The following is an 18,594-nucleotide window of genomic DNA, read 5'->3' as shown; positions in this document are numbered from 1 at the left end:
CGGCCGCGGATCTGCGCAGACCTGCGCGCCGTTCCGCCGCAGGCGCACGTCTTTCTCCCGCCGAGTGCTTGGGCCCGCTTCCCGAGGGTGGGCGGTGCTGGGTAACTCTGCGCACTAAAGCCCAGCATCCGTCAGCGGTTCGTAACCTCTTTCGCCTCGAAGGCCCAGACCCCCCGCTTAGGGTCGAATAATGATGAACATTCGGGTGGACGTGGTGTTGCCCTGCCTGAACGAGGCGCAGGCATTGCCCTGGATCCTCGAACGGATGCCCGCCGGCTACCGGGCGATCGTCGTCGACAACGGCTCGACCGACGGTTCCGCCGACGTTGCGCGAGCCCTCGGCGCGCACATCGTGCACGAGAGCCGCCGCGGATTCGGCGCCGCCGCCCACGCGGGGCTTCTCGCCGCGACCGCCCCGATCGTGGCGTTCTGCGATGCCGACGCCTCGATGGATCCCCGCGACCTGCCCCGAGTGGTGGACCCGATCAGCGACGATGAGGCCGATCTGGTGCTCGGACGCCGCCGCCCGACCACCCGCAGTGCGTGGCCTCCGCACGCCCGTGTAGCAAATACCTATCTTTCTTGGCGACTGCGCCGAATAACAGGTGTGAACATTCATGACCTCGGCCCCATGCGAGCGGCCCGCCGCGACCACCTCCTCGCCCTCGACCTCCGCGACCGCCGTAGCGGGTATCCGCTCGAGATGTTTCTCGGTGCGGCTGCGGCCAACTGGCGCATCGTAGAAGTCGACACCGGCTATTCGCCGCGGGTCGGTCGCAGCAAGGTGACCGGAACCGTGCGCGGCACCCTCACTGCGATCAAGGACATGGCAGCGCTGCTCGCCGTCACCCAGCGAGGAGACCGCTCATGACCGCGATCGTCGTCATCGCCAAGGAATGCCTGCCCGGCAAGGTGAAGACTCGCCTGCACCCGCCGCTCTCCCTCGAGCAGGCCGCCGAACTCGCCGCCGCCAGCCTCAGCGACACCCTCATGCTCGCATCTCGGCTGCCCGCCACCCGCCACATCCTGGCGTTCGATGGTGTGACGCCACCGCCCGAGGCGTCCGACTGGGAGATTCTGCCGCAGGCCACCGGCGGCCTCGACGAACGCCTCGCCGCCATCTTCGACCACCTCGACGAGCCGACCCTGCTCCTCGGAATGGACACCCCGCAGGTCAGCGCTGCGGCCCTCGAACCGGTTTTCTTCGGCTGGGGTGACGAAACGGATGCCTGGTTCGGCCCCGCAAACGACGGCGGTTTCTGGGCCCTCGCCCTGAAAAACCCCACCGGTGCCCTGCTTCGCGGCATTCCGATGAGCCGCTCCGACACCGGCACGCACCAGCTGCGACGCCTCGACCGGGCCGGTCTCACCGTGGGTCTGCTGCCCGCACTCACCGACATCGACACCATAGCGGATGCCCGCGCGGTCGCCTCGGTCGCCTCCGATACGCGCTTCGCGCGTACTTTCGCGGGGATGCGGGCATCCGCTCGGCGCGACGTCGTCGACGGTGCCGACCTGAGTGCTGCCGACCTCCCCGCGCTGATCGGGGCACGCTCGTGACTCTCGTCTCGTCTCGTCTGCGGCAGGCGGTCGACTGGGCGATCGGCGATGAAACCTCCGTCTGGGCGATCGGCGACGATGCCGCCGACGCTGACCGATTCACGCCAGAGCTGGTCGGCCAGCCCGCCGACTGGGCGGCCGATGACGCTGTCGACCGGGCGACCGCAGAGCGCTTTCGCCGCCCGACCACGTTCGGCGCCGGCGGATCCGAACCGTATGCCCAGGCGTTGCAGAGCGCCGACAACGTGCTGTACCTGCACAGCACTCACGCCGATGCCGAGCCGGGAACCCCCGCACGGGTATCGACCATGCACGCCGCACGCTGGAGTGCCGACGCGGACGCGACCGACCGCTCCTTGCTCGCCGGCGTCGCGGGACCGGTGCTCGACATCGGCTGCGGACCGGGCCGCATGATCCAGGCCGCGATCGATGAGGGGCTCGACGCCCTCGGCGTCGACGTCTCGCCGACCGCTGTGCGAATCGCGCTCGCCGCCGGACTCGCCGTGCTGCAGCGTTCGGTGTTCGACGACATCCCGCTCGCGGGAACCTGGGCGACCCTGCTGCTCGTCGATGGCAACATCGGCATCGGCGGCGACCCCGATGCCCTGCTCGATCGCTGCGTGGCGCTGCTCGCCGCCGACGGAGTGCTCGTCATCGAAGTGCATCGCGACCCCGAGCATGACGTCGCCTACGAGGGCACCCTGCACGACGCCGCCGGACGCACGAGCGACGCGTTCCCCTGGGCTGAGATCGGAATCAGCGCGCTGCGCCGCCGAGCAGCCCGGGTCGGCCTCGTGCAGGTCGCCGAGTGGACCCGCGGCGGCCGCTCCTTCGCCCGCCTCGCCCGCGCCTGACCGCAGTTCTTTCCGGGCCCGGTCCCGGAAACTGGGCCCAGGCTAGATCATGGGCCCGGTTCCCGAAGCTGGGCCCGGCGGCGCCGCGGGCTCCCGCACGCAGGGACGGGGCCCGGGCCCCGTCCCCGGGCCCAGTTTATAAACTGGGCCCGGGGCTACAAGGTGGGCCCGGAAGCACCTCAGCGCCCGGAATCATCCGGTAATGCCGCGACCGGCTGCCGCCAGCGCAGGAACACGCCGACCGACAGCGCCGCCGTGACGAGAGCGAGCACGATCCAGAAGATCCCCAAATTGAGCCCGTAATTCAGCGGCAACACGGTCGGATTCGCCGGCGCGAAATTCTCCGCCACGATCAGCGGTACCGCCACGAGCGAGACCAGAGACCCCACGACAACGCCGCCCTGCACGATGGCAATCACCATTCCGGTCGCTCGGCGACCCACCCGCCGCAGCGCAAGGCCCAGCGCAAACACGATCGGCGCCAAAATCGCATCGTGCAGCACGATCGCCGCCGCGATCCACAGCGCCACCCCGGGAATGCGGGTCAGCCGCACCGAATCGAACAGCACAAACGCGCCCCAGGCGAGCAGCAGCACACCGATACCCACCAGCACCAAACGGATGCCGCGCATCCGCCGGCCAGTCGAGGCCGGTATCCCAGCCGGCGGCGGGTTTAGCCCGGACCCGGTGCCATTCACACCGGCGCTACCAGCATCCGCCGTCATCAGATCGCCTCGATTCGGCTCAACCACTTGGTCTGCAGGACCCCGGGCCGCCCCGGCGCGATCATGCGCGCCGGATACCCGTGCTCGAGGTCGAGGGTCTCACCGTTGAGCTCGAGCGCCACGAGCGTGAGCGGGTCGCGCACATACTCCCGGCCCATCTGGGTCTTGCTGAAGCTGCCGCGTTCTTCGAGGCTGATCAGGCGAAACGAGCTGTCGGGGGCGGCGTCCATCAGATCGGCGAGGTCGCGCAGCCGCACCCCGCGCCACGACGCCATCTGGCTCCAACCCTCGACGCAGGCGATCGGCAACCGCACCTCGGTCTGCGGCAGCGCGAGCAGCTCAGAACGGGTGAAGGAACGTTCGGTGCCGGCGACCGCGAGGGTGAGAGTCCAGCCGGCGGCCATCGCGGCATCCGCTACCAGGGCCTGTTCGCTCGTGCGATTCACCGGAACACCCTGCTGGCCGACGCCCTTCTTGCGCGGCCCGAACAGGTTGACCGCGTTCAGCGGAGTGAAGGTCTGCCCGGCGGTCAGGGCCACGACCGCCGTGGTGGCCACGCCGACCGTCGTGAGAAAGCCGCGGCGACTGACGCCGCCGGCAACGCGCGGCGTGGCATCGATGTAGTCGAGCACCCGCCCGGTCACCCCGCCCGGCCGGGAAGGACCCCACAGCCGCACGGCCTCCGCATTGGCCGAACGGTCGTTCGACACCGCGTCGACGAGGTGGTCATCGTCTGCAGAAGTTGATTTGCTCCAGTACCGCGTGATCACCGGCAATTTCACACCGATGTGAATGACCAGCAATCCGATCAGCACCCAGCCGAGCGCAAAGTGCACCTGCCGAAACGGAAACGGCCACGGATACCACTGGTAGGTGTTGAGCAGCCCGATCGTGATCTGCACGAGCGAGGCGCCCACGAACAGGGCGATCGAGGCCCGTTCGAGAAAGTGAACCAGGCCACGCACTGGGGGATAAGCGAACAGTTCGGGAAAGACGATGTACAGCTTGGCCAGCAGCAGTGGAAAACAGGCGATGCCGGCCACGATATGCGTGCCCTGGGTCACCTGGTAGAGAAACTCCGGTCGGGTCGCAAAGCGCATCCAGTCGAGCGGTTCCTGCAGAAAATGACTGTACAGGCCGGTGCCGAAACAGATCAGAAAGGCGGCGCCGAGCAGCCGGCCGATCACCGTCGCCATCCGCGGATTGCGTACGGGCGACGCCAGTGCCCGCTGGGACTCATACATCAATCGCCGCATACCTCTATTGCACCATTGCACCGCGGCAACAACCGAACGAAATTCCTTACAGTGTGGGGGTGTCTCGGCGGCGGACCCCGTGCGACACAGCACCGTGAGACAGACTGAACCGTGCGCATCACGATCATCGCGACCCTGCTGGCGCTCAGCGCTGCCCTCACCGCGTTCGGCGTCATCGCCCTCGACCTGTTCGAACCCGATCGCGACGAGGTGCAGCTCGTGCTCGTCACGAGCGCGCTCTGGCTGCTCTTCGGCGTCGCCTACTGGCTGCTGCGCCGGGTGAATGCGCGCGCCGTCATCGCCCTGGTGCTCGCCGGTTCGGCCCTGATCGGCGGCGCCGCCATGGTCGGCCCGCCCAACACGAGCACCGACTCGGCCCGGTACGCCTGGGACGGCATCGTGCAAACCAATGGCATCAGCCCCTACGCCTTCACCCCAGCGGATGCCCGCCTCGATTCCCTGAGACCCGACTGGCTCTTTCCCGCCCCGCAGACCACTGCCGCGGGCAAGGAGATCTGCGTCGGCGAACGCATCGCCACCACCCGCACCACCGACGGTGACCGGCTCTGCTCGGCACTCAACCGCACGGCCGTGCCCACGATCTACCCGCCGGCCAGTGAAATTCTCTTCGTCGGCGTTCGTTTTCTCACCGGACCGGAGCCGGAATACTGGCCGTTGCAGCTGACCGGCCTGCTGCTGAGTCTCGGCACGACGGCACTGTTGCTGGTCGGAATGCGGCGCCGCGGCCTCGATGAACGAAACGCGGCGCTTTGGGCCTGGTGCCCGCTCGTGGCGACCGAGGCGATCACCAATTCTCACGTGGATATGCTCGGTGTCATTTTCGTCGTCGCGGCAGTGTTCCTGGTGTCGAGCAAGAAGGTCTGGCGCGGCGGCATCGCCCTCGGAATCGCGATCGGCACCAAGCTCATCCCCGTGCTCGCCGCTCCCGCGCTGCTGAAACGGGGCGGATGGCGCCTGGTGGCGGCATCCGTGCTGAGTTTCGCGCTGCTCTACGTGCCCTACGTGCTCGCCACCGGCATCGGGGTGCTCGGTTACCTGCCCGGTTACCTCACCGAGGAGGGCTACCAGGACGGCTCCCGGTTCGCGCTGGTGTCCCTGGTCGCACCGGGGGCATCCGCGGTGATCGTCGCCGGCCTGATCCTGGCGATCGTGGCTGTGCTCGTCATCATCACAACCGATCAGAACCAGCCGTGGATCGGCCAGCTCGTCATGATCGGCGCGACGCTGCTCGTGCTCAGCCCCCGCTACCCCTGGTATGCCCTGCTGTTGCTGCCGTTCGTGGCGCTGAGCGGCCGCTGGGAATGGTTGCTCGTGCCGATGGCACTCACCCTGCGGCTGCTCGTGCCGAACCTCGAGCTCACCCGGGCGTCGATCGCCATCGCGGTGCTCGTCATCGTCGTCGTCTCGCTGCGCCGCGCCGGCCCCGGCTCCCTCACGCGGATGCTGCCGGCTCGCCCCGCCTGACCCGGTCGCGGCCCGTGTGGGGGAAGCTGGCACGGGTGCGAACACGTGCCGGCTTCTCAAAGACGTGCTGCGAGACCTGTGTTAACACAGAGTTCATGCTGCGGACGGCTGAGCAGCGGATGCCGGCCACCTCCGCTCCTTAACGTGGGCAGATGCACGCCTTTCAGCGTGCTGCGAACCACGAAAGAGTGCCGCCATGCGCAGAATTCTGATTATCGCGGCGGCCGCCGCCCTCAGCACGGTGCTCGTCGGCGGCGCGGTAGTGGCCGTGCAGGCGGAGTCGGCGCTCGCCGAACCGGCCCGGGCCGCCGCGCCCCTCGACACGGCCGCCGCGTTCGACCTGCAATCCCACCGCGGCGGCCGCGGCGAACACACCGAGGAGAGCCTCGCCGCCTTCGCCGCCTCGCTCTCCCTCGGCGTCAGCACCCTCGAACTCGACACCCACCTCACCCGCGACGACGCCGTCGTGGTCTGGCACGACGATGTGCTCACCGCGAGCAAATGCCGCGACACGGCTGCCGCCTTCCCGGGCGACAAAGCGTTCCCCTACGCCGGCAGCCGGGTGCGTGACCTGACCCTCGCCCAGATTCACACGCTCGATTGCGGCTACCAGCAGCTGCCCGGCTACCCCGAGCAGCAGAACGTGCCCGGCAACACCATCGCCGAACTTGTCGACGTGTTCGCGCTGGTCGAGGCGCACCGCGCCCACACGGTGCAGCTCAACATCGAAACCAAGATCGAAACCCCCAGCGACCACGACGAAATGGCCGCGCTCACCCGAGCCGTCGTCGCCGACATCGAGGCATCGGGGCGCGCCGACCGGGTCACCGTGCAGAGCTTCGACTGGGCCTCGCTCAACCTGGTGCGGCAGATCGCGCCCGAGCTGCGCCTGATTGCCCTCGCCCAGGACGACGACTGGCTCGAGGTCGCACAGCCCGGCGCTAGCGCGCACCTGGGCGGCCTCGACATCGACGACTTCGACGGTTCGGTCGCGCGCGCTGCCGCCGCCGCCGGCTACGACGCCCTCTCACCGGTCTTCGAGACCGTCACGCCTGAGCTGATCGCCGACGCGCACGCGGCCAGGCTGCCGGTGATCCCCTGGACGGTGAGCGAAACCGCGCTCATGCACACCCTCATCGACCTGGGCGTCGATGGCATCATCACCGACTATCCCACCCGGTTGCGCGCCGTGCTCGCCGCGCGCGGCCTGAGCCTGCCGACCGCCTACCCGGCGGCGTGACCGTGCGCACCGACCCGCGAGCCCCGACGGCCGGCCGGCCGCTCGCCACCCCGCCCGCTGTCACCCCGCCCGCTGTCACCCTCACCCTATTCGCCCGGCTCCTCGCCGCCTGCGCCCGGGCCCTGGCCGGGCCGCGACGCCGCCTGGCGGGGCTGGCCGGCCGCATCCGTCGGGCCTGGCGTTATGAAGTGCACGCCTTCTGGCGCGCCAGGGCGATCAACTCGAACGCCGTGCTGTACGAAGCGTTCAACGGCTCCGGGATGCTCTGCAACCCCGAAGCCCTGTTTCGGCAGCTGCGCGAGACGCCCGACCAGGCTCGATTAAGGCACATTTGGGCGTTGAAGAATCCGCGCGCCGCCCGGCGCGACTTTCGCGGCGACCGCACGGTGCGTTTCGTGAAGAGCGGCTCATCCGCCTACTATCGGGCGCTCGCCACGAGCCGGTACCTGATCAGCAACGCCACCTTTCCGCCGCAATTCTCCAAGCGACCGGGGCAGATCTACCTCAATACCTGGCACGGCACCCCGCTCAAACACATGGGCTACGACATGGTCGACGGCGCGTTCGGCACCGCCAATATCGTGCGCAATTTCGTCAGCGCCGACTACCTACTCGCCGCCAACCCCTTCATGGCCCGCCAGATGTATGAGCGCGCCTACAAACTCGACGGCATTTTTGCGGGACGGATGCTGCTGGCCGGCTACCCCCGCATCGACCGGCAGACCCTGAGCCCGGAGCAGTCGCGCGCCGCCCGCGCCCGGCTCGCCGGACTGAATCTCGGCGACCGGGAGATCGTGCTCTACGCTCCCACCTGGAAGGGCGCCTCGTTCGCCCACCCCGACGACGACCTCGATGCGCTGCTCGACCGGGTGCGGCAGATCGAACAGGGCATCGACAGCACGCGCTATGTCGTGCTGCTGAAAACCCACCAGGCCGTGCACGCGCTCGCCGCCGGCCGCGCCGACCTCGCGCGGGTGCTCGTGCCGAACGACCTGCCGACCAACGTCGTGCTCGGGCTAACGAGCATTCTGGTCACCGACTACTCGAGCATCTTTTTCGATTTTCTCGCCACCGGCCGGCCGATCGTGTTCTTCACCCCCGATCTCGCCGACTTCGAGCAGGCCCGCGGACTGTACCTGGCGCCCACCGAGCTGCCCGGCCCGGTCTGCCGCACCGCTGCGGCGGTGGCCGCGGTCATCGGCGAGGTGGCTGACCACGGACGGCTGCCAGCCTTCACCCAACGTTATCGGGTGGCCCAACACGACTACGTCGGCCAGGATGACGGCGCGGCGAGTGCCCGCGTGATCGACATCGTTTTTCGCGGCGCCGACCCGGCCCGTGCCCTGCACGAGTCGCCCCGGCCCGCCCGCACGTCCGTGCTGATCTACCTCGGCGGCATGAAACCCAACGGCATCACCTCCGCCGCCCTCAACCTGCTCGGCGCCGTCGACCACGACCGGTTCGACGTCTCGGTCGCCTTCGCGAAGAGCAACGCGCCGGCCCGCCGCGCCAGCCAGCGCCTGGTCGACCCCCGCGTGCGGCAATTCGCCCGCATCGGCGGCATGAACGGTGGAGTCTGGCAGCGCCTCGTTCGCCGACACCGCGGCGCCCCCGCCCGCGCTTTCGCCGCCGAATTCACCCGCTGCTTCGGCGACAGCCGCTTCGACCACGTCATCGACTTCAGCGGCTACGGCCCGTTCTGGGCGGAACTGCTGCTGCACTCGCCGCCGGCCGTGCGCTCGATCTGGCTGCACAACGACCTCGCCGCCGACGCCCACCGCAGCGTCGGCGGAGCCAAGCGGATGCTGCGCGGCCTCACCGCAACCTTCACCCGCTACGAGCGCTACGACAGCCTGGTCTCGGTGTCGCCGGCTCTCGCCGAGATCAACGCCAGGGACCTCGCCGCCTATGCGCCGCAATCAAAATTCACCGTCGCGCACAACACCGTCGATGTCGAACGCATCCTGCGCGGCGCGGCCGCCACGGAACCCGCCACGGAACTTGAAGCTGAACCAGCCGACCCCAATGCTGCATCCGCTGAATCCGCCACCGACTCCGCTGCATCCGCATTATCCGCGGCCGGCCCGCGCGCGGCGGAGCAGGAGTCGGCCCGGTCCGGCATTTTCGCACCGGAAACCGACGTCACCACCACAACGTTCGTCACGATCGGCCGCCTCTCGCCGGAAAAGAACCAGGCCCGCCTGATTCGGGCGTTCGCGCTCGTGCACGCCCGGCATCCGCTCACCCGACTCGTCATCGTCGGTGGCGGCCCGCTCAAGGCCGAGCTCAGCGCCCTGATCCGTGACCTCAACCTGAGCACGGCGGTCATCCTCACCGGGCCGCTCGCCAATCCGTTCCCGGTGCTGGCTGCGGCCGACTGCTTTGTACTGTCGAGCGACTACGAGGGAGCACCGATGGTGATCCTGGAGGCGCTGGTACTGGGGCGTGCGGTTGTGACGGTGGCTTTCGCATCCGTTCACGATGCGCTGCCGCATGCGGCCGGTCTCGTCGTTCCGCAGACCGATGCCGGTCTCGCGGCCGGCCTCACGGCGTTTCTGCGCGGCGAGGTCGCGGCCGGCGCGTTCGACCACGAGGCCTACGTCCGGCGAGCGGTCGCCGAGTTCTACCGCGCGATCGGGGTGCCCGACGACCTCGACGCCGAACTGGCCGAGCTCGCGCCGATCGAGCGTCTCGCGAAGCGCTAAACGAATACCCGGCCGCGACCCGTGAGTTTCGCGTGCCGACCCGTGAGTCCTGGCTCAAAAGTGCGCGAAAATGTCCCGAAACTCACGGCTCGGCGCATGCAAACGTCCGCTCGGTGAACCGATGCCGCAGTGCGCGCCCCGCCCCCGCAAAGAGCCCCGCACGCACAAAGCGGGCCCGCCAATCCGGCGGGCCCGCTCCTTCATGCCCGAAACCTACAGGTACGGGCTCACGTTCTCGTCGAACGAGGTCGCAATGGCCGTGCTCGCGACCGCGAACGCCTCGGCCGGGGCGGTCTGCTGCAGCATGATCTTTTCGAGCGCCGTCGTGAGTTCCTTGTCGGCGTTCGGCACGAAGACGCGGCCCCAGTCCTGGGAGCGGGTGGTCTCGAGCTGGTCGACCGCCGTGCGAAACTGCGGGAACTCGGCGTAGACCTGGGTCATCGTCTCGCCGTCGCGGGCCGAGGTACGCACCGGCATGTAGCCGGTGTTCGACGAGAAGTAAGCGGTGTTCTCCGAGTTGGTCAGAAATTTGAGGAACATTCCAGCGGCCAGCTGCTGCTCGGGGGTGCGGTCGGCGGCGATGGCGACGCCGGTCCCGCCGGTCGGGCAGGCCTGCCCCTCCGGGCCTTCGGGCAGAAAGCCGGTGCCGACCTCGAACGTCGCGGCCTTGAGAATGCCGGTGAGTGACCCGGTCGAGCCCATGATGCAGCCGGTCAGGCCGGCGCCGAAGTCGGCGACCTGGTCGACGGCGGCCACCGTGGCGACCTTCCTCTCGTAGATCAGCGACTGCAGGTAGTCCGCGGCCGCGATCGCTTCGGGGGTGTCGAGGGTCATCGTCCACTCGTCGGAGTACGCGCCGCCCTGGCCCCACAGCATGTTGCAGAACCACCACGCCGCCCAGGATGCGCCCTTGCCGAGACCCAGCGGGGTGACGCCGCCGTCGGCCGCGATCTTCGGCGCCCACTCGTCGAACTCGGCCCAGGTCTTCGGCGCGCGGTCGGGCAGTCCGGCCTTGGCCCAGACGGCCTTGTTGTAATAGAACAGCGGGGTCGACCGGGCGTAGGGGATGGCCCAGTGGTTGCCGGTGAAGGTGTAGTCGTCGTACAGGGTCTTGTTGAAGTCGTCGGTGTCGAACTCGAGGTGCTTGGCGAGGTCGTCCAGCGGCAGCACCTGGCCGTTGATCATGTAGCGGAACCACCACACATCGCTCGCCAGCACGAGGTCCGGCACGCTGTTGGTACCCGACGCCGCCTGGAATTTCTGCGCGATCTCGTCGTAGTTGGCGCCGGCCGTGACCAGGGTCACCGTGATCTCCGGATTCTCGGCCTGAAAACGCTTGATGATCTCTTGTTCGATCAGTTTCGAGGTGCCCGGGTGGTTGCTCCACCAGGTGATCTCCTTCGCCGGCACGATGCCGGTCCAGTCGGTCGCGGCGCGCGAAGCGGCTCCGGCGCCCGCTCCGAGCGACGGGCCGCTGCACGCGGCGAGGGTGGCGGTGGCACCGAACACCGCGGCGAGTTTCAAAATCTGCCGGCGGTTGATGGTGAAGGTGGGTGTCGCGGTCATAGAACTCTCCTTGAAGGGGTACACACGATGAACAGGAAAAATTGGCGGCGCGCATCCGCTCAAATAAACGGATGTGCGCAGCGTCAGCCGGTGACGCCGCCGGCGGTCAGCCCGGCGATGATTTTCTTCTGCAGCGCAAAGAACGCGATGAGCACGGGCACGGTGACCAGCACGGTGCCGGCCATGAGCACGCCCCAGTTGGTGACGCCGTCGTTGTTCTGCAGCAGCATGAGCCCCACGGGCAGCGTCATCATGTCGGAACGGTCCACGACGAGCAGCGGCCAGAGGTACTCGTTCCACTCCGAGACGATCGAAACCAGGGCGACCGCAGCGATGGTCGGCGCGGAAATCGGCACGATGAAACGCCACAGGCGGGTCCAGTGGCTGGCACCGTCGAGCGCGGCGGCTTCGAGAATGGAGATCGGCAGGGTGAGAAAGTGCTGGCGAAACAGAAACGTGCCGAACGCGCTGGCCAGGCCCGGAACGATGATGCCCTGGTAGGTGTTGATCCAGCCGAGCGACGCCACGAGGGTGAAGTTGGGAATCATCACGATCTGCTGCGGCACCAGCAGGGCGAAGATCACCAAACCGAAGACGAACTTCTTGAACGGAAACTCCAAAAACACGACCGCGTAGGCGGTGGTCAGGCCGAGCAGCAGCTTGAGGCCGGCGCCGATCACGGTGGTGATGGTGCTGTTGAGAAAGAAGCTGCCGAACGGCACGGCGGCCAGCGCGGCGGCGTAGTTTGACAGGTCATAGGCTTCGGGCAGCCACTGAATCGGCACGGTGTAGATCTCATCGCGTTCCTTGAACCCGGCCAGGAACATCCAGACCAGCGGCAGAATCATGATCGCGATGGCTACCGCAAGGCCGAGGTAGCCGCCGAGCTGCAGCGGCTTGCGGCGCCGCGTGGGTGTGGAAAGGCTCGGCGTGGCCATCAGTAGTGCACTCGTTTCTCGACATATTTCATTTGGATCAGGGTGACCACGAGCAGAACGGCGAACAGAATGGTCGCGACCGCCGAGGAGTACCCGGCCCGACCGGCCTGAAAGCCTTCCTGGTAGATCTGGTACATCATCGTGGTGGTGCCCTCGAGCGGCCCGCCGCGGGTCATGGCCTGAATGATGTCGAACGACTGCAGCGAGCTCAGCAGCGTCGTGATCGACAGAAAGAACGTCGTCGGGCCGAGCAGCGGCAGCACAATGTTGCGAAAGGCGCGCACCGGAGAGGCGCCGTCGAGCGACGCGGCTTCGAGCAGGTCCCGCGGCACCGACTGCAGCGCGGCCAGGTAGATGAGCGCCACGTAGCCTACGTTCTTCCACAGGTAGACGATGATGACCATGACCAGCGCCCAGTGCGGATCGTTGTACCAAGGCGGTGAGGCCACGCCGATCGCGTCGAGCAGCGCCGCGGTGATGCCGAAGTTCGGGTCGAACACGAACAGCCAGAGCAGGCCGACCGCCACGCCCGAGAGCACGTACGGGGCCACAACGATGGTGCGCGCTGCGCCGCGACCGTGCAGTTTGCGGTTGAGCAGCACCGCGAACACCAGGCCGATGACCATGCCGCCGCCGACGGTCGCGACCGTGAAGATCAGGGTGACCGTGACCACGCGCGCCGTGCCCGGGTCGGTGAACCAGGCCACGTAGTTGCCGAGCCCCACCGGAATCGCCGAGGCTGACCCGAGATTCCATTGCAGCGTCGAGTAGTACAGCGACTGCAGCAACGGCTTGTAGGTGAAGACGATCAGCAGGGCCACGTTCGGGCCGGCGAACAGCAGAAAAAGCAGCCACGATTTCCACGGCTTCTTCTTCCTACGCGGCGTGAACGTGCGGGGCGGCGCGGGGGTCAACGGTGCGCCGACAGCGCCGTTCGGGGCCGCGACCGCCACCGCTGAATCGGTGTCGCGCTGCAGGTCCTCGATGGTGCGCATACGCTGAAATCTTCCTGAAAAATACCGTCGGCCAAGCAGCAGACTCTGTCAGGTTAGGCAGCGCACAGGGCGCTGATCGGCCAATTTGCAGGGATATGCACAGTTGTCGCGAGGCGTTCGCCTGCACAGAACCGAAACTTCAGCGGGTGTTCACCCGCCCTGGCCGTCGGCGTCATCTCCCGCCGTTACGGTGTGCAGATGCCCCCACTCGTCATTGGTCATCGCGGAGCCAGCGGCTACCGCCCCGAACACACCGCTTTCGCCTATGACCTCGCGTTCGAGCTCGGCGCCGACGCCGTCGAGCCCGATATCGTCGCCACCCGCGACGGCATCCTGGTGCTGCGTCATGAGAACGACATTTCCGTCACAACGGATGTTGCCTCCCGCGCCGAGTTCGCCGGCCGCCGCACCACCAAGGAGTTTCTCGGCCACACCGTCGCCGGCTGGTTCACCGAAGATTTCACCTGGGCCGAACTGGCCACGCTGCGCGCCCGGGAGCGCCTCGCCCACCTGCGGCCGAAGAGCGCCCGACACGACGACCAGCACCCGATCCTGCGCCTGAGCGACCTATTCGACCTGGTCGACGCGGCGTCGAACAGGCACCGTCGCACCCTCGGCATGGTCGCCGAGATCAAGAGCGCCGCCTACTTCACCTCGATCGGCCTGCCGCTCGATGAGTTGTTTGCCGCTGAAGTGCGCGCGGCCGGCTGGAACGGCAACGACGGGCGCCTCATCATCGAAAGCTTCGAACCCACCGTGCTCGATCAGATCGCCGCGCGCGGCATCATCGCCCGCAACGTGTTCCTGATCGCCCCGGCCGGTCAGTCGCTCGACAAAATCGTCGAACTCGGGGCCGCCGCGCCCTACTACGCCGACCACCTCACCAAGGCCGGGCTCGCCGCCCTCGGCGACAGCAGCACGCTGCACGGCATCAGCGTCGACAAATCATTGATCATCGAAGCGAATTCCGACGGCGAGCTCGTCACGTCGACCCTCGTCGCCGACGCCCACGCGGCCGGGCTGCAAATCTTCTGCTGGACCCTCCGGCCCGAGAATGCGTTCCTCACCGAGCCGCACCGGCGGGGTGAGCTGGCCGCCACCTTCGGACACTGGCGCGGTGAGTTCGCCGCCGTCATGGCCAGCGGAATCGACGGGGTCTTCGTCGACCACCCCGACCTCGCCGTCAGCGTGCGCGACGACCTGCGCAGCCGGGTGGCGGCATCCGTTTGATGCGGTGAGCGGATGCTCGCGGCCCGGCCGCCCCGCCGCCCGTTCCGCCGCCCCATCCCCTCGCGGCACGTGTTTGAGAAGGTGGCACGGGTTTGAACACGTGCCGACCTCTCAAAGACGTGCCACGAACCGGCCGGGCGCGCACAAATCGGGGCCCGCCGTGTGGCGAGCCCCGATTTGTGCTGTGTAGCTGACTCTGTGAGGAGCCGACTGACTACTTGGTTGCGGCGGTGATGGTCGCGATACCGACGAGCAGCTGGTCAGCGACGGCGTCGGTGTTGAAGGTGGAGTTCAGCAGGCCGGCGGCGACGGAGGAGATGTGAACAGTGGTTCCGGTGAGGATAGCGTTGTCGCCGTCCATCTGGAGGGGCTCAAGGGTTCCACCGTAGAGGTTGAACAGCAGGGTCTGGGTCGCGGCGGACTCACCGTTGACCGAGACGTCACCGAGAAGCTCCGAGGTGCCCGGGTCGATGGTGAAGTTGGTCAGTTCGACGACGGTGTCGCCGGCGGTCAGCGAGAAACCGGAACCCTCGTGCTCGATGGAGCCCTGAACGTAGGGGCGGTAGTCTTCCTGCGGGTCGTAGTAGTCCACGTTTCCACCGGTGATCGGGAAGTGCAGGCTGCCCTCTTCGAGGGTGGCCGTTCCCACGGTGCCGGCGCTGAGGCCGAGGCTCGTCAGGGCCGCAGCGAAGTCCGCGTCGAGCAGCACGGCGGTGTCGACACCGGACAGGCTGGGGATCGAGGCGAGGGGCGTCGGGTCAGCGGAGGCCGAGCTGGACGAGCTGGCGGCCGGCGCCGGAGTCGACGTCGTCGCGGACGTCGAGCATCCCGCGAGGCCGGCGATGAGAATTCCAGCTGACGCGAAACCGATGGTGGCCTTGGTGAATGTGCGCATGGGATGAATCCTTTTCTGTAGATCGAGCAGGTGGTGTTGGGGTCTGCATGGTGTTCGGCTCCACCCCCGAAATGGTTTGGAATTGCCCCATTCCGTTACCTTTCCGTTACTCAATACAGCAAACGTTCAGCAAAGTGGGTGCGCCAAAACCCCCGCGATCCCAGTCGTCGAAAGGGATCGCGGGATTGGGATCGAGCGGATGCCCGCTTCGCCCGTTTCCCGCTCGCGGCTCGTGCTGAGAAAATTCTCACGGGTCTGAACCCGTGCAGGCTTCTCGAGCCCGGGCCGCGACGCTGTCGGGGCGGGCGTCCGGCGTTAGAAGTGGCGGAAGCGATCCGGCGCGAGATCCCAGGGGTCTTTGCCGAGCAATTCGGCGACGCCACGAAACACGCAGGTCTCGATCATCATGCGCTGGTGCATCTCATCGTTTTCGTGCAGGCGCGACAGGCGCTGGATGGGCAGGCGGTAGAACACCACGCGGTTCGTCTCCGGCGTCACCATCCAGCGTTCCACCCCGACGCCCGGAATGACCGAGGTGGGGCCCGAGGCAACTTCGAACACCGACGTGCCCAGTTCTTCCGGCCAGACGCCGCGCAAATATTCAATCGTCGAGGCGATCGTCATGTCGAACAGGTCGATGCGGGTGCGCAGCGGCGGCAGGAACGGGCCCGTCGCCGAACTGCGGATGCCGCGGCCGTGCCGATCGCGCCCACGGCCGCGCACGGTCGGTTCGGGCGCTGCGGAACGACGGGATCGGGACATGCTGCCATCCTACGGCGGGCCGGCAGCCGGTACCCTTATAGGCAATGACATTCCGTGCGTGTTCTCGTGTTGCCTGCCTCGAACCCTCGGTGGCCACGCTCACCTTCGACTATGGGGAGTCGTTGGCCGTGCTCGGTCCACTCTCCGGCCGCAAAGAACCGCACAGCTTCGACCTGTGTTCCCGGCACGCGGAACGCACGAGCGCTCCCCAGGGCTGGCAGCTGATGCGCCACCGCCTCGTCGCCGACGAGCCGGGCGCCAACAACTGACCCGCGCGACAGCGTCGACTCGGTCGTGCGCTGCGCGGACGGCGCCGCCACGCTCACCTCCGCGGCCAATTTGCGGCGTTCAACCTCGGCACTGTGCTCGGCGCAGCAGTCGTGTGGCGCCGGCCGGCGGCATCCGCTCTGGCGACCGTGCCGCCTGGGCTAACAATGCGGAGGTCGTCCAGACAGAAATGGCAAGATAGCACCATGACTGTCGCCGCACCCACCGCGCCCCCCACCTTTACCTACAAGATCGCCGATCTGTCCCTCGCCGAGGCCGGCCGCCACCAGCTGCGCCTGGCCGAGAACGAGATGCCCGGGCTGATGGCCCTGCGCAGCGAATTCGGTGAGTCGAAGCCGCTTCTCGGCGCCCGCATCGCCGGATCGCTGCACATGACCGTGCAGACCGCCGTGCTGATCGAGACCCTCGTGGCCCTCGGCGCCCAGGTGCGCTGGGCCAGCTGCAACATCTTCTCCACGCAGGACGATGCGGCCGCCGCGATCGCGGTCGGTCCCACCGGCACGGTGGATGCCCCCGCCGGTGTTCCCGTGTTCGCCTGGAAGGGCGAGACCCTCGAAGAATACTGGTGGTGCACCACGCAGATCTTCGACTGGAGCGCCGAGGCCACTGCCGCCGGAGCCGCCTGGACCGGCCCGAACATGATCCTCGACGATGGCGGCGACGCCACGATGCTCGTGCACAAGGGCCGCGAATTCGAACTGGCTGGCGCCGTACCGGCGGATGCTGCCGGTGACAGCCACGAATACGGCGTCATACTCGCCGCCCTCCGTCAGTCGCTGACCGAATCCACCGACCGCTGGACCCTCGCCGCCGCCGACCTTCTGGGCGTCACCGAGGAGACCACCACGGGAGTGCACCGCCTCTATGAACTCGCTGCGAGCAAGGAACTGCTCTTTCCGGCGATCAACGTCAACGACTCGGTCACCAAGAGCAAGTTCGATAACAAGTACGGAATCCGCCACTCGCTGCCCGACGGACTCAACCGGGCGACGGATGTGCTGATCGGCGGCAAGGTCGTCTTCGTCGCCGGCTATGGCGATGTCGGCAAGGGCGCCGCCGAGGCAATGCGCGGTCAGGGTGCCCGCGTGATCGTGAGTGAGATCGACCCGATCAACGCCTTGCAGGCCGCGATGGACGGATTTCAGGTCGCCCGCCTCGACTCCGTCGTCGAACAGGTCGACATCTTCGTCAGTGGCACCGGAAACTTCAACGTCATCGGTGTTGACCACATGCTGCGCATGAAGCACCTCGCCATTGTCGCCAACGTCGGTCACTTCGACAACGAGATCGACATGGCCGCGCTCGAGTCCCTCGAGGGTGCCGTCAAGGTGCAGATCAAGCCGCAGGTCGACGAGTGGCGTCTGCCGAGCGGACGCAGTGTGCTCGTGCTGTCGGAGGGGCGCCTGATGAACCTCGGCAACGCCACCGGGCACCCCTCGTTCGTGATGAGCAACTCCTTCACCAACCAGGTGCTCGCGCAGATCGAGCTGTATGTCTCGCCCGAGAAGTATCCGATCGGCGTGTATGTGCTGCCCAAGCTGCTCGACGAGAAGGTGGCCCGCCTGCACCTCGACGCTCTCGGAGTGGAACTCACCGTGTTGACCCCCGAGCAGTCCGCCTACCTCGGCATTCCCGCCGAGGGCCCCTACAAGGTCGACCACTACCGCTACTAGCCCCTGCAACTCGTGGGACGGGGCCCGGGCCCCGTCCCTGGGCCCAGTTTCTAAACTGGGCCCGTGGTCAAAGGGTGGGCCCGGCGCGTGGGCCCGGCGCGTGGGCCCGGCGCGTGGGCCCGGCGGGTGGGCCCGGCGCGTGGGGCCGGGTTGCCGAAGGTGGGCCCGGTCGCTGGGGGAGCGGATGCCGGCCCCGCCATTTCTTTCCGGGCCCGGTCCCGGAAACTGGGCCCATGTTCTATCGTGGGCCGGGTTTCCGACGGTGGGCCCGGTTTCGAAAGGTGGGCCCGGGCGTCGGGGCGCTCGCGCGGAAGAGGCGCGTGGTACTGCGACACGCCCGGGTGGGGTGTGTTTTGACGGGTGGGCTGGGTGGCCGTAATGTATCTATACGTACCCCAAAGGTGCGGAAAGCCGCAGTGCTT

General features: G+C 67.6%; 16 protein-coding genes. 9 read left to right on the top strand and 7 right to left on the bottom strand.

Annotated features, from left to right (window positions below; all coding sequences use genetic code 11):
- Positions 1–190 precede the first annotated feature (190 nt).
- From BMW72_RS15195 to BMW72_RS15185, 3 genes are read left to right on the top strand one after another with little or no spacing between them, the layout of a single operon-like run.
- A complete protein-coding gene (locus tag BMW72_RS15195; RefSeq protein WP_092112033.1) occupies positions 191–871 on the top strand; it encodes a glycosyltransferase family 2 protein in 681 nt (226 codons plus the stop codon).
- On the top strand, positions 868–1,560 hold the full coding sequence (locus tag BMW72_RS15190; protein ID WP_092112031.1) for a TIGR04282 family arsenosugar biosynthesis glycosyltransferase: 693 nt from the start codon (positions 868–870) through the stop codon (positions 1,558–1,560). Before BMW72_RS15195 ends, BMW72_RS15190 begins: the two co-directional genes overlap by 4 nt.
- Complete coding sequence (locus BMW72_RS15185) at positions 1,557–2,414, top strand: methyltransferase domain-containing protein (RefSeq protein ID WP_241983766.1); 858 nt, start codon at positions 1,557–1,559, stop codon at positions 2,412–2,414. The genes BMW72_RS15190 and BMW72_RS15185 overlap by 4 nt, the downstream gene beginning before the upstream one ends.
- Before the next feature lie 179 nt (positions 2,415–2,593).
- Here BMW72_RS15185 and BMW72_RS15180 read toward each other — a convergent pair whose 3' ends face one another.
- On the bottom strand, positions 2,594–3,046 hold the full coding sequence (locus BMW72_RS15180; RefSeq protein ID WP_092112029.1) for a hypothetical protein: 453 nt from the start codon (positions 3,044–3,046) through the stop codon (positions 2,594–2,596).
- 92 nt (positions 3,047–3,138) lie between these two features.
- Positions 3,139–4,383 carry a molybdopterin-dependent oxidoreductase gene (locus BMW72_RS15175; protein ID WP_241983767.1) on the bottom strand — a complete coding sequence of 415 codons (1,245 nt, stop codon included), beginning with the start codon at positions 4,381–4,383 and terminating at the stop codon, positions 3,139–3,141.
- A 123-nt stretch (positions 4,384–4,506) separates the two neighbouring features.
- Between BMW72_RS15175 and BMW72_RS15170 the strand changes: the two genes are divergently transcribed.
- The 3 genes from BMW72_RS15170 to BMW72_RS15160 all read left to right on the top strand — a co-directional run bounded on the left by BMW72_RS15170 (position 4,507) and on the right by BMW72_RS15160 (position 9,825).
- The gene (locus tag BMW72_RS15170) at positions 4,507–5,880 is read left to right on the top strand and encodes a glycosyltransferase family 87 protein (protein ID WP_092112025.1); all 1,374 of its coding nucleotides are present in this window, start codon (positions 4,507–4,509) and stop codon (positions 5,878–5,880) included.
- Positions 5,881–6,076: 196 nt separating this feature from the next.
- Entirely contained in the window at positions 6,077–7,120 is a 1,044-nt protein-coding gene (locus BMW72_RS15165; protein ID WP_092112023.1) for a glycerophosphodiester phosphodiesterase family protein, read from the top strand.
- Entirely contained in the window at positions 7,117–9,825 is a 2,709-nt protein-coding gene (locus tag BMW72_RS15160; protein WP_241983768.1) for a glycosyltransferase, read from the top strand. Before BMW72_RS15165 ends, BMW72_RS15160 begins: the two co-directional genes overlap by 4 nt.
- Positions 9,826–10,038: 213 nt before the next feature.
- Here the strand turns inward: BMW72_RS15160 and BMW72_RS15155 are convergent, their stop codons facing one another.
- The 3 genes from BMW72_RS15155 to BMW72_RS15145 form a co-directional block, all read right to left on the bottom strand.
- Positions 10,039–11,391: an ABC transporter substrate-binding protein gene (locus BMW72_RS15155; RefSeq protein ID WP_092112020.1), complete on the bottom strand. Its 1,353-nt coding sequence runs from the start codon at positions 11,389–11,391 to the stop codon at positions 10,039–10,041.
- 83 nt (positions 11,392–11,474) lie between these two features.
- Entirely contained in the window at positions 11,475–12,329 is an 855-nt protein-coding gene (locus tag BMW72_RS15150; protein ID WP_092112018.1) for a carbohydrate ABC transporter permease, read from the bottom strand.
- Complete coding sequence (locus tag BMW72_RS15145; protein ID WP_092112016.1) at positions 12,329–13,324, bottom strand: carbohydrate ABC transporter permease; 996 nt, start codon at positions 13,322–13,324, stop codon at positions 12,329–12,331. Before BMW72_RS15145 ends, BMW72_RS15150 begins: the two co-directional genes overlap by 1 nt.
- A gap of 198 nt (positions 13,325–13,522) precedes the next feature.
- Here BMW72_RS15145 and BMW72_RS15140 point away from each other — a divergent pair, with 198 nt between their 5' ends.
- Positions 13,523–14,554 (top strand): glycerophosphodiester phosphodiesterase family protein, encoded by a 1,032-nt coding sequence (locus BMW72_RS15140; protein WP_092112014.1) that lies wholly within the window; start codon positions 13,523–13,525, stop codon positions 14,552–14,554.
- Positions 14,555–14,768: 214 nt separating this feature from the next.
- Here BMW72_RS15140 and BMW72_RS15135 read toward each other — a convergent pair whose 3' ends face one another.
- Positions 14,769–15,449, bottom strand: a complete 681-nt coding sequence (locus BMW72_RS15135) for a hypothetical protein (RefSeq protein WP_092112012.1) — start codon at positions 15,447–15,449, stop codon at positions 14,769–14,771.
- Between the two features lie 315 nt (positions 15,450–15,764).
- Positions 15,765–16,211 carry a metallopeptidase family protein gene (locus BMW72_RS15130; RefSeq protein WP_092112010.1) on the bottom strand — a complete coding sequence of 149 codons (447 nt, stop codon included), beginning with the start codon at positions 16,209–16,211 and terminating at the stop codon, positions 15,765–15,767.
- Between the two features lie 44 nt (positions 16,212–16,255).
- Here BMW72_RS15130 and BMW72_RS15125 point away from each other — a divergent pair, with 44 nt between their 5' ends.
- Together BMW72_RS15125 and ahcY are read left to right on the top strand one after the other, a co-directional pair.
- Positions 16,256–16,480 carry a DUF3499 family protein gene (locus tag BMW72_RS15125; protein ID WP_092112008.1) on the top strand — a complete coding sequence of 75 codons (225 nt, stop codon included), beginning with the start codon at positions 16,256–16,258 and terminating at the stop codon, positions 16,478–16,480.
- Positions 16,481–16,684: 204 nt separating this feature from the next.
- A complete protein-coding gene (gene ahcY, locus BMW72_RS15120) occupies positions 16,685–18,172 on the top strand; it encodes an adenosylhomocysteinase (RefSeq protein ID WP_092112006.1) in 1,488 nt (495 codons plus the stop codon).
- Positions 18,173–18,594: the final 422 nt, after the last annotated feature.

It is taken from the genome of Cryobacterium luteum (assembly GCF_900110125.1).
GTDB lineage: Bacteria > Actinomycetota > Actinomycetes > Actinomycetales > Microbacteriaceae > Cryobacterium > Cryobacterium luteum.
Note: the sequence above shows the minus strand (reverse complement) of the source record. Positions and strands in the feature narration are given on the sequence as shown.

What these genes read in the sequence shown, in the direction of transcription:
- BMW72_RS15195 (WP_092112033.1), top strand. Translation starts at nt 191, where the DNA reads ATGATGAACATTCGGGTGGACGTGGTGTTGCCCTGCCTGAACGAGGCG.
- BMW72_RS15190 (WP_092112031.1), top strand. Translation starts at nt 868, where the DNA reads ATGACCGCGATCGTCGTCATCGCCAAGGAATGCCTGCCCGGCAAGGTG.
- BMW72_RS15180 (WP_092112029.1), bottom strand. Translation starts at nt 3,046, where the DNA reads ATGCGCGGCATCCGTTTGGTGCTGGTGGGTATCGGTGTGCTGCTGCTC.
- BMW72_RS15175 (WP_241983767.1), bottom strand. Translation starts at nt 4,383, where the DNA reads ATGTATGAGTCCCAGCGGGCACTGGCGTCGCCCGTACGCAATCCGCGG.
- BMW72_RS15165 (WP_092112023.1), top strand. Translation starts at nt 6,077, where the DNA reads ATGCGCAGAATTCTGATTATCGCGGCGGCCGCCGCCCTCAGCACGGTG.
- BMW72_RS15155 (WP_092112020.1), bottom strand. Translation starts at nt 11,391, where the DNA reads ATGACCGCGACACCCACCTTCACCATCAACCGCCGGCAGATTTTGAAA.
- BMW72_RS15150 (WP_092112018.1), bottom strand. Translation starts at nt 12,329, where the DNA reads ATGGCCACGCCGAGCCTTTCCACACCCACGCGGCGCCGCAAGCCGCTG.
- BMW72_RS15145 (WP_092112016.1), bottom strand. Translation starts at nt 13,324, where the DNA reads ATGCGCACCATCGAGGACCTGCAGCGCGACACCGATTCAGCGGTGGCG.
- BMW72_RS15140 (WP_092112014.1), top strand. Translation starts at nt 13,523, where the DNA reads ATGCCCCCACTCGTCATTGGTCATCGCGGAGCCAGCGGCTACCGCCCC.
- BMW72_RS15135 (WP_092112012.1), bottom strand. Translation starts at nt 15,449, where the DNA reads ATGCGCACATTCACCAAGGCCACCATCGGTTTCGCGTCAGCTGGAATT.
- BMW72_RS15130 (WP_092112010.1), bottom strand. Translation starts at nt 16,211, where the DNA reads ATGTCCCGATCCCGTCGTTCCGCAGCGCCCGAACCGACCGTGCGCGGC.
- BMW72_RS15125 (WP_092112008.1), top strand. Translation starts at nt 16,256, where the DNA reads ATGACATTCCGTGCGTGTTCTCGTGTTGCCTGCCTCGAACCCTCGGTG.
- ahcY (WP_092112006.1), top strand. Translation starts at nt 16,685, where the DNA reads ATGACTGTCGCCGCACCCACCGCGCCCCCCACCTTTACCTACAAGATC.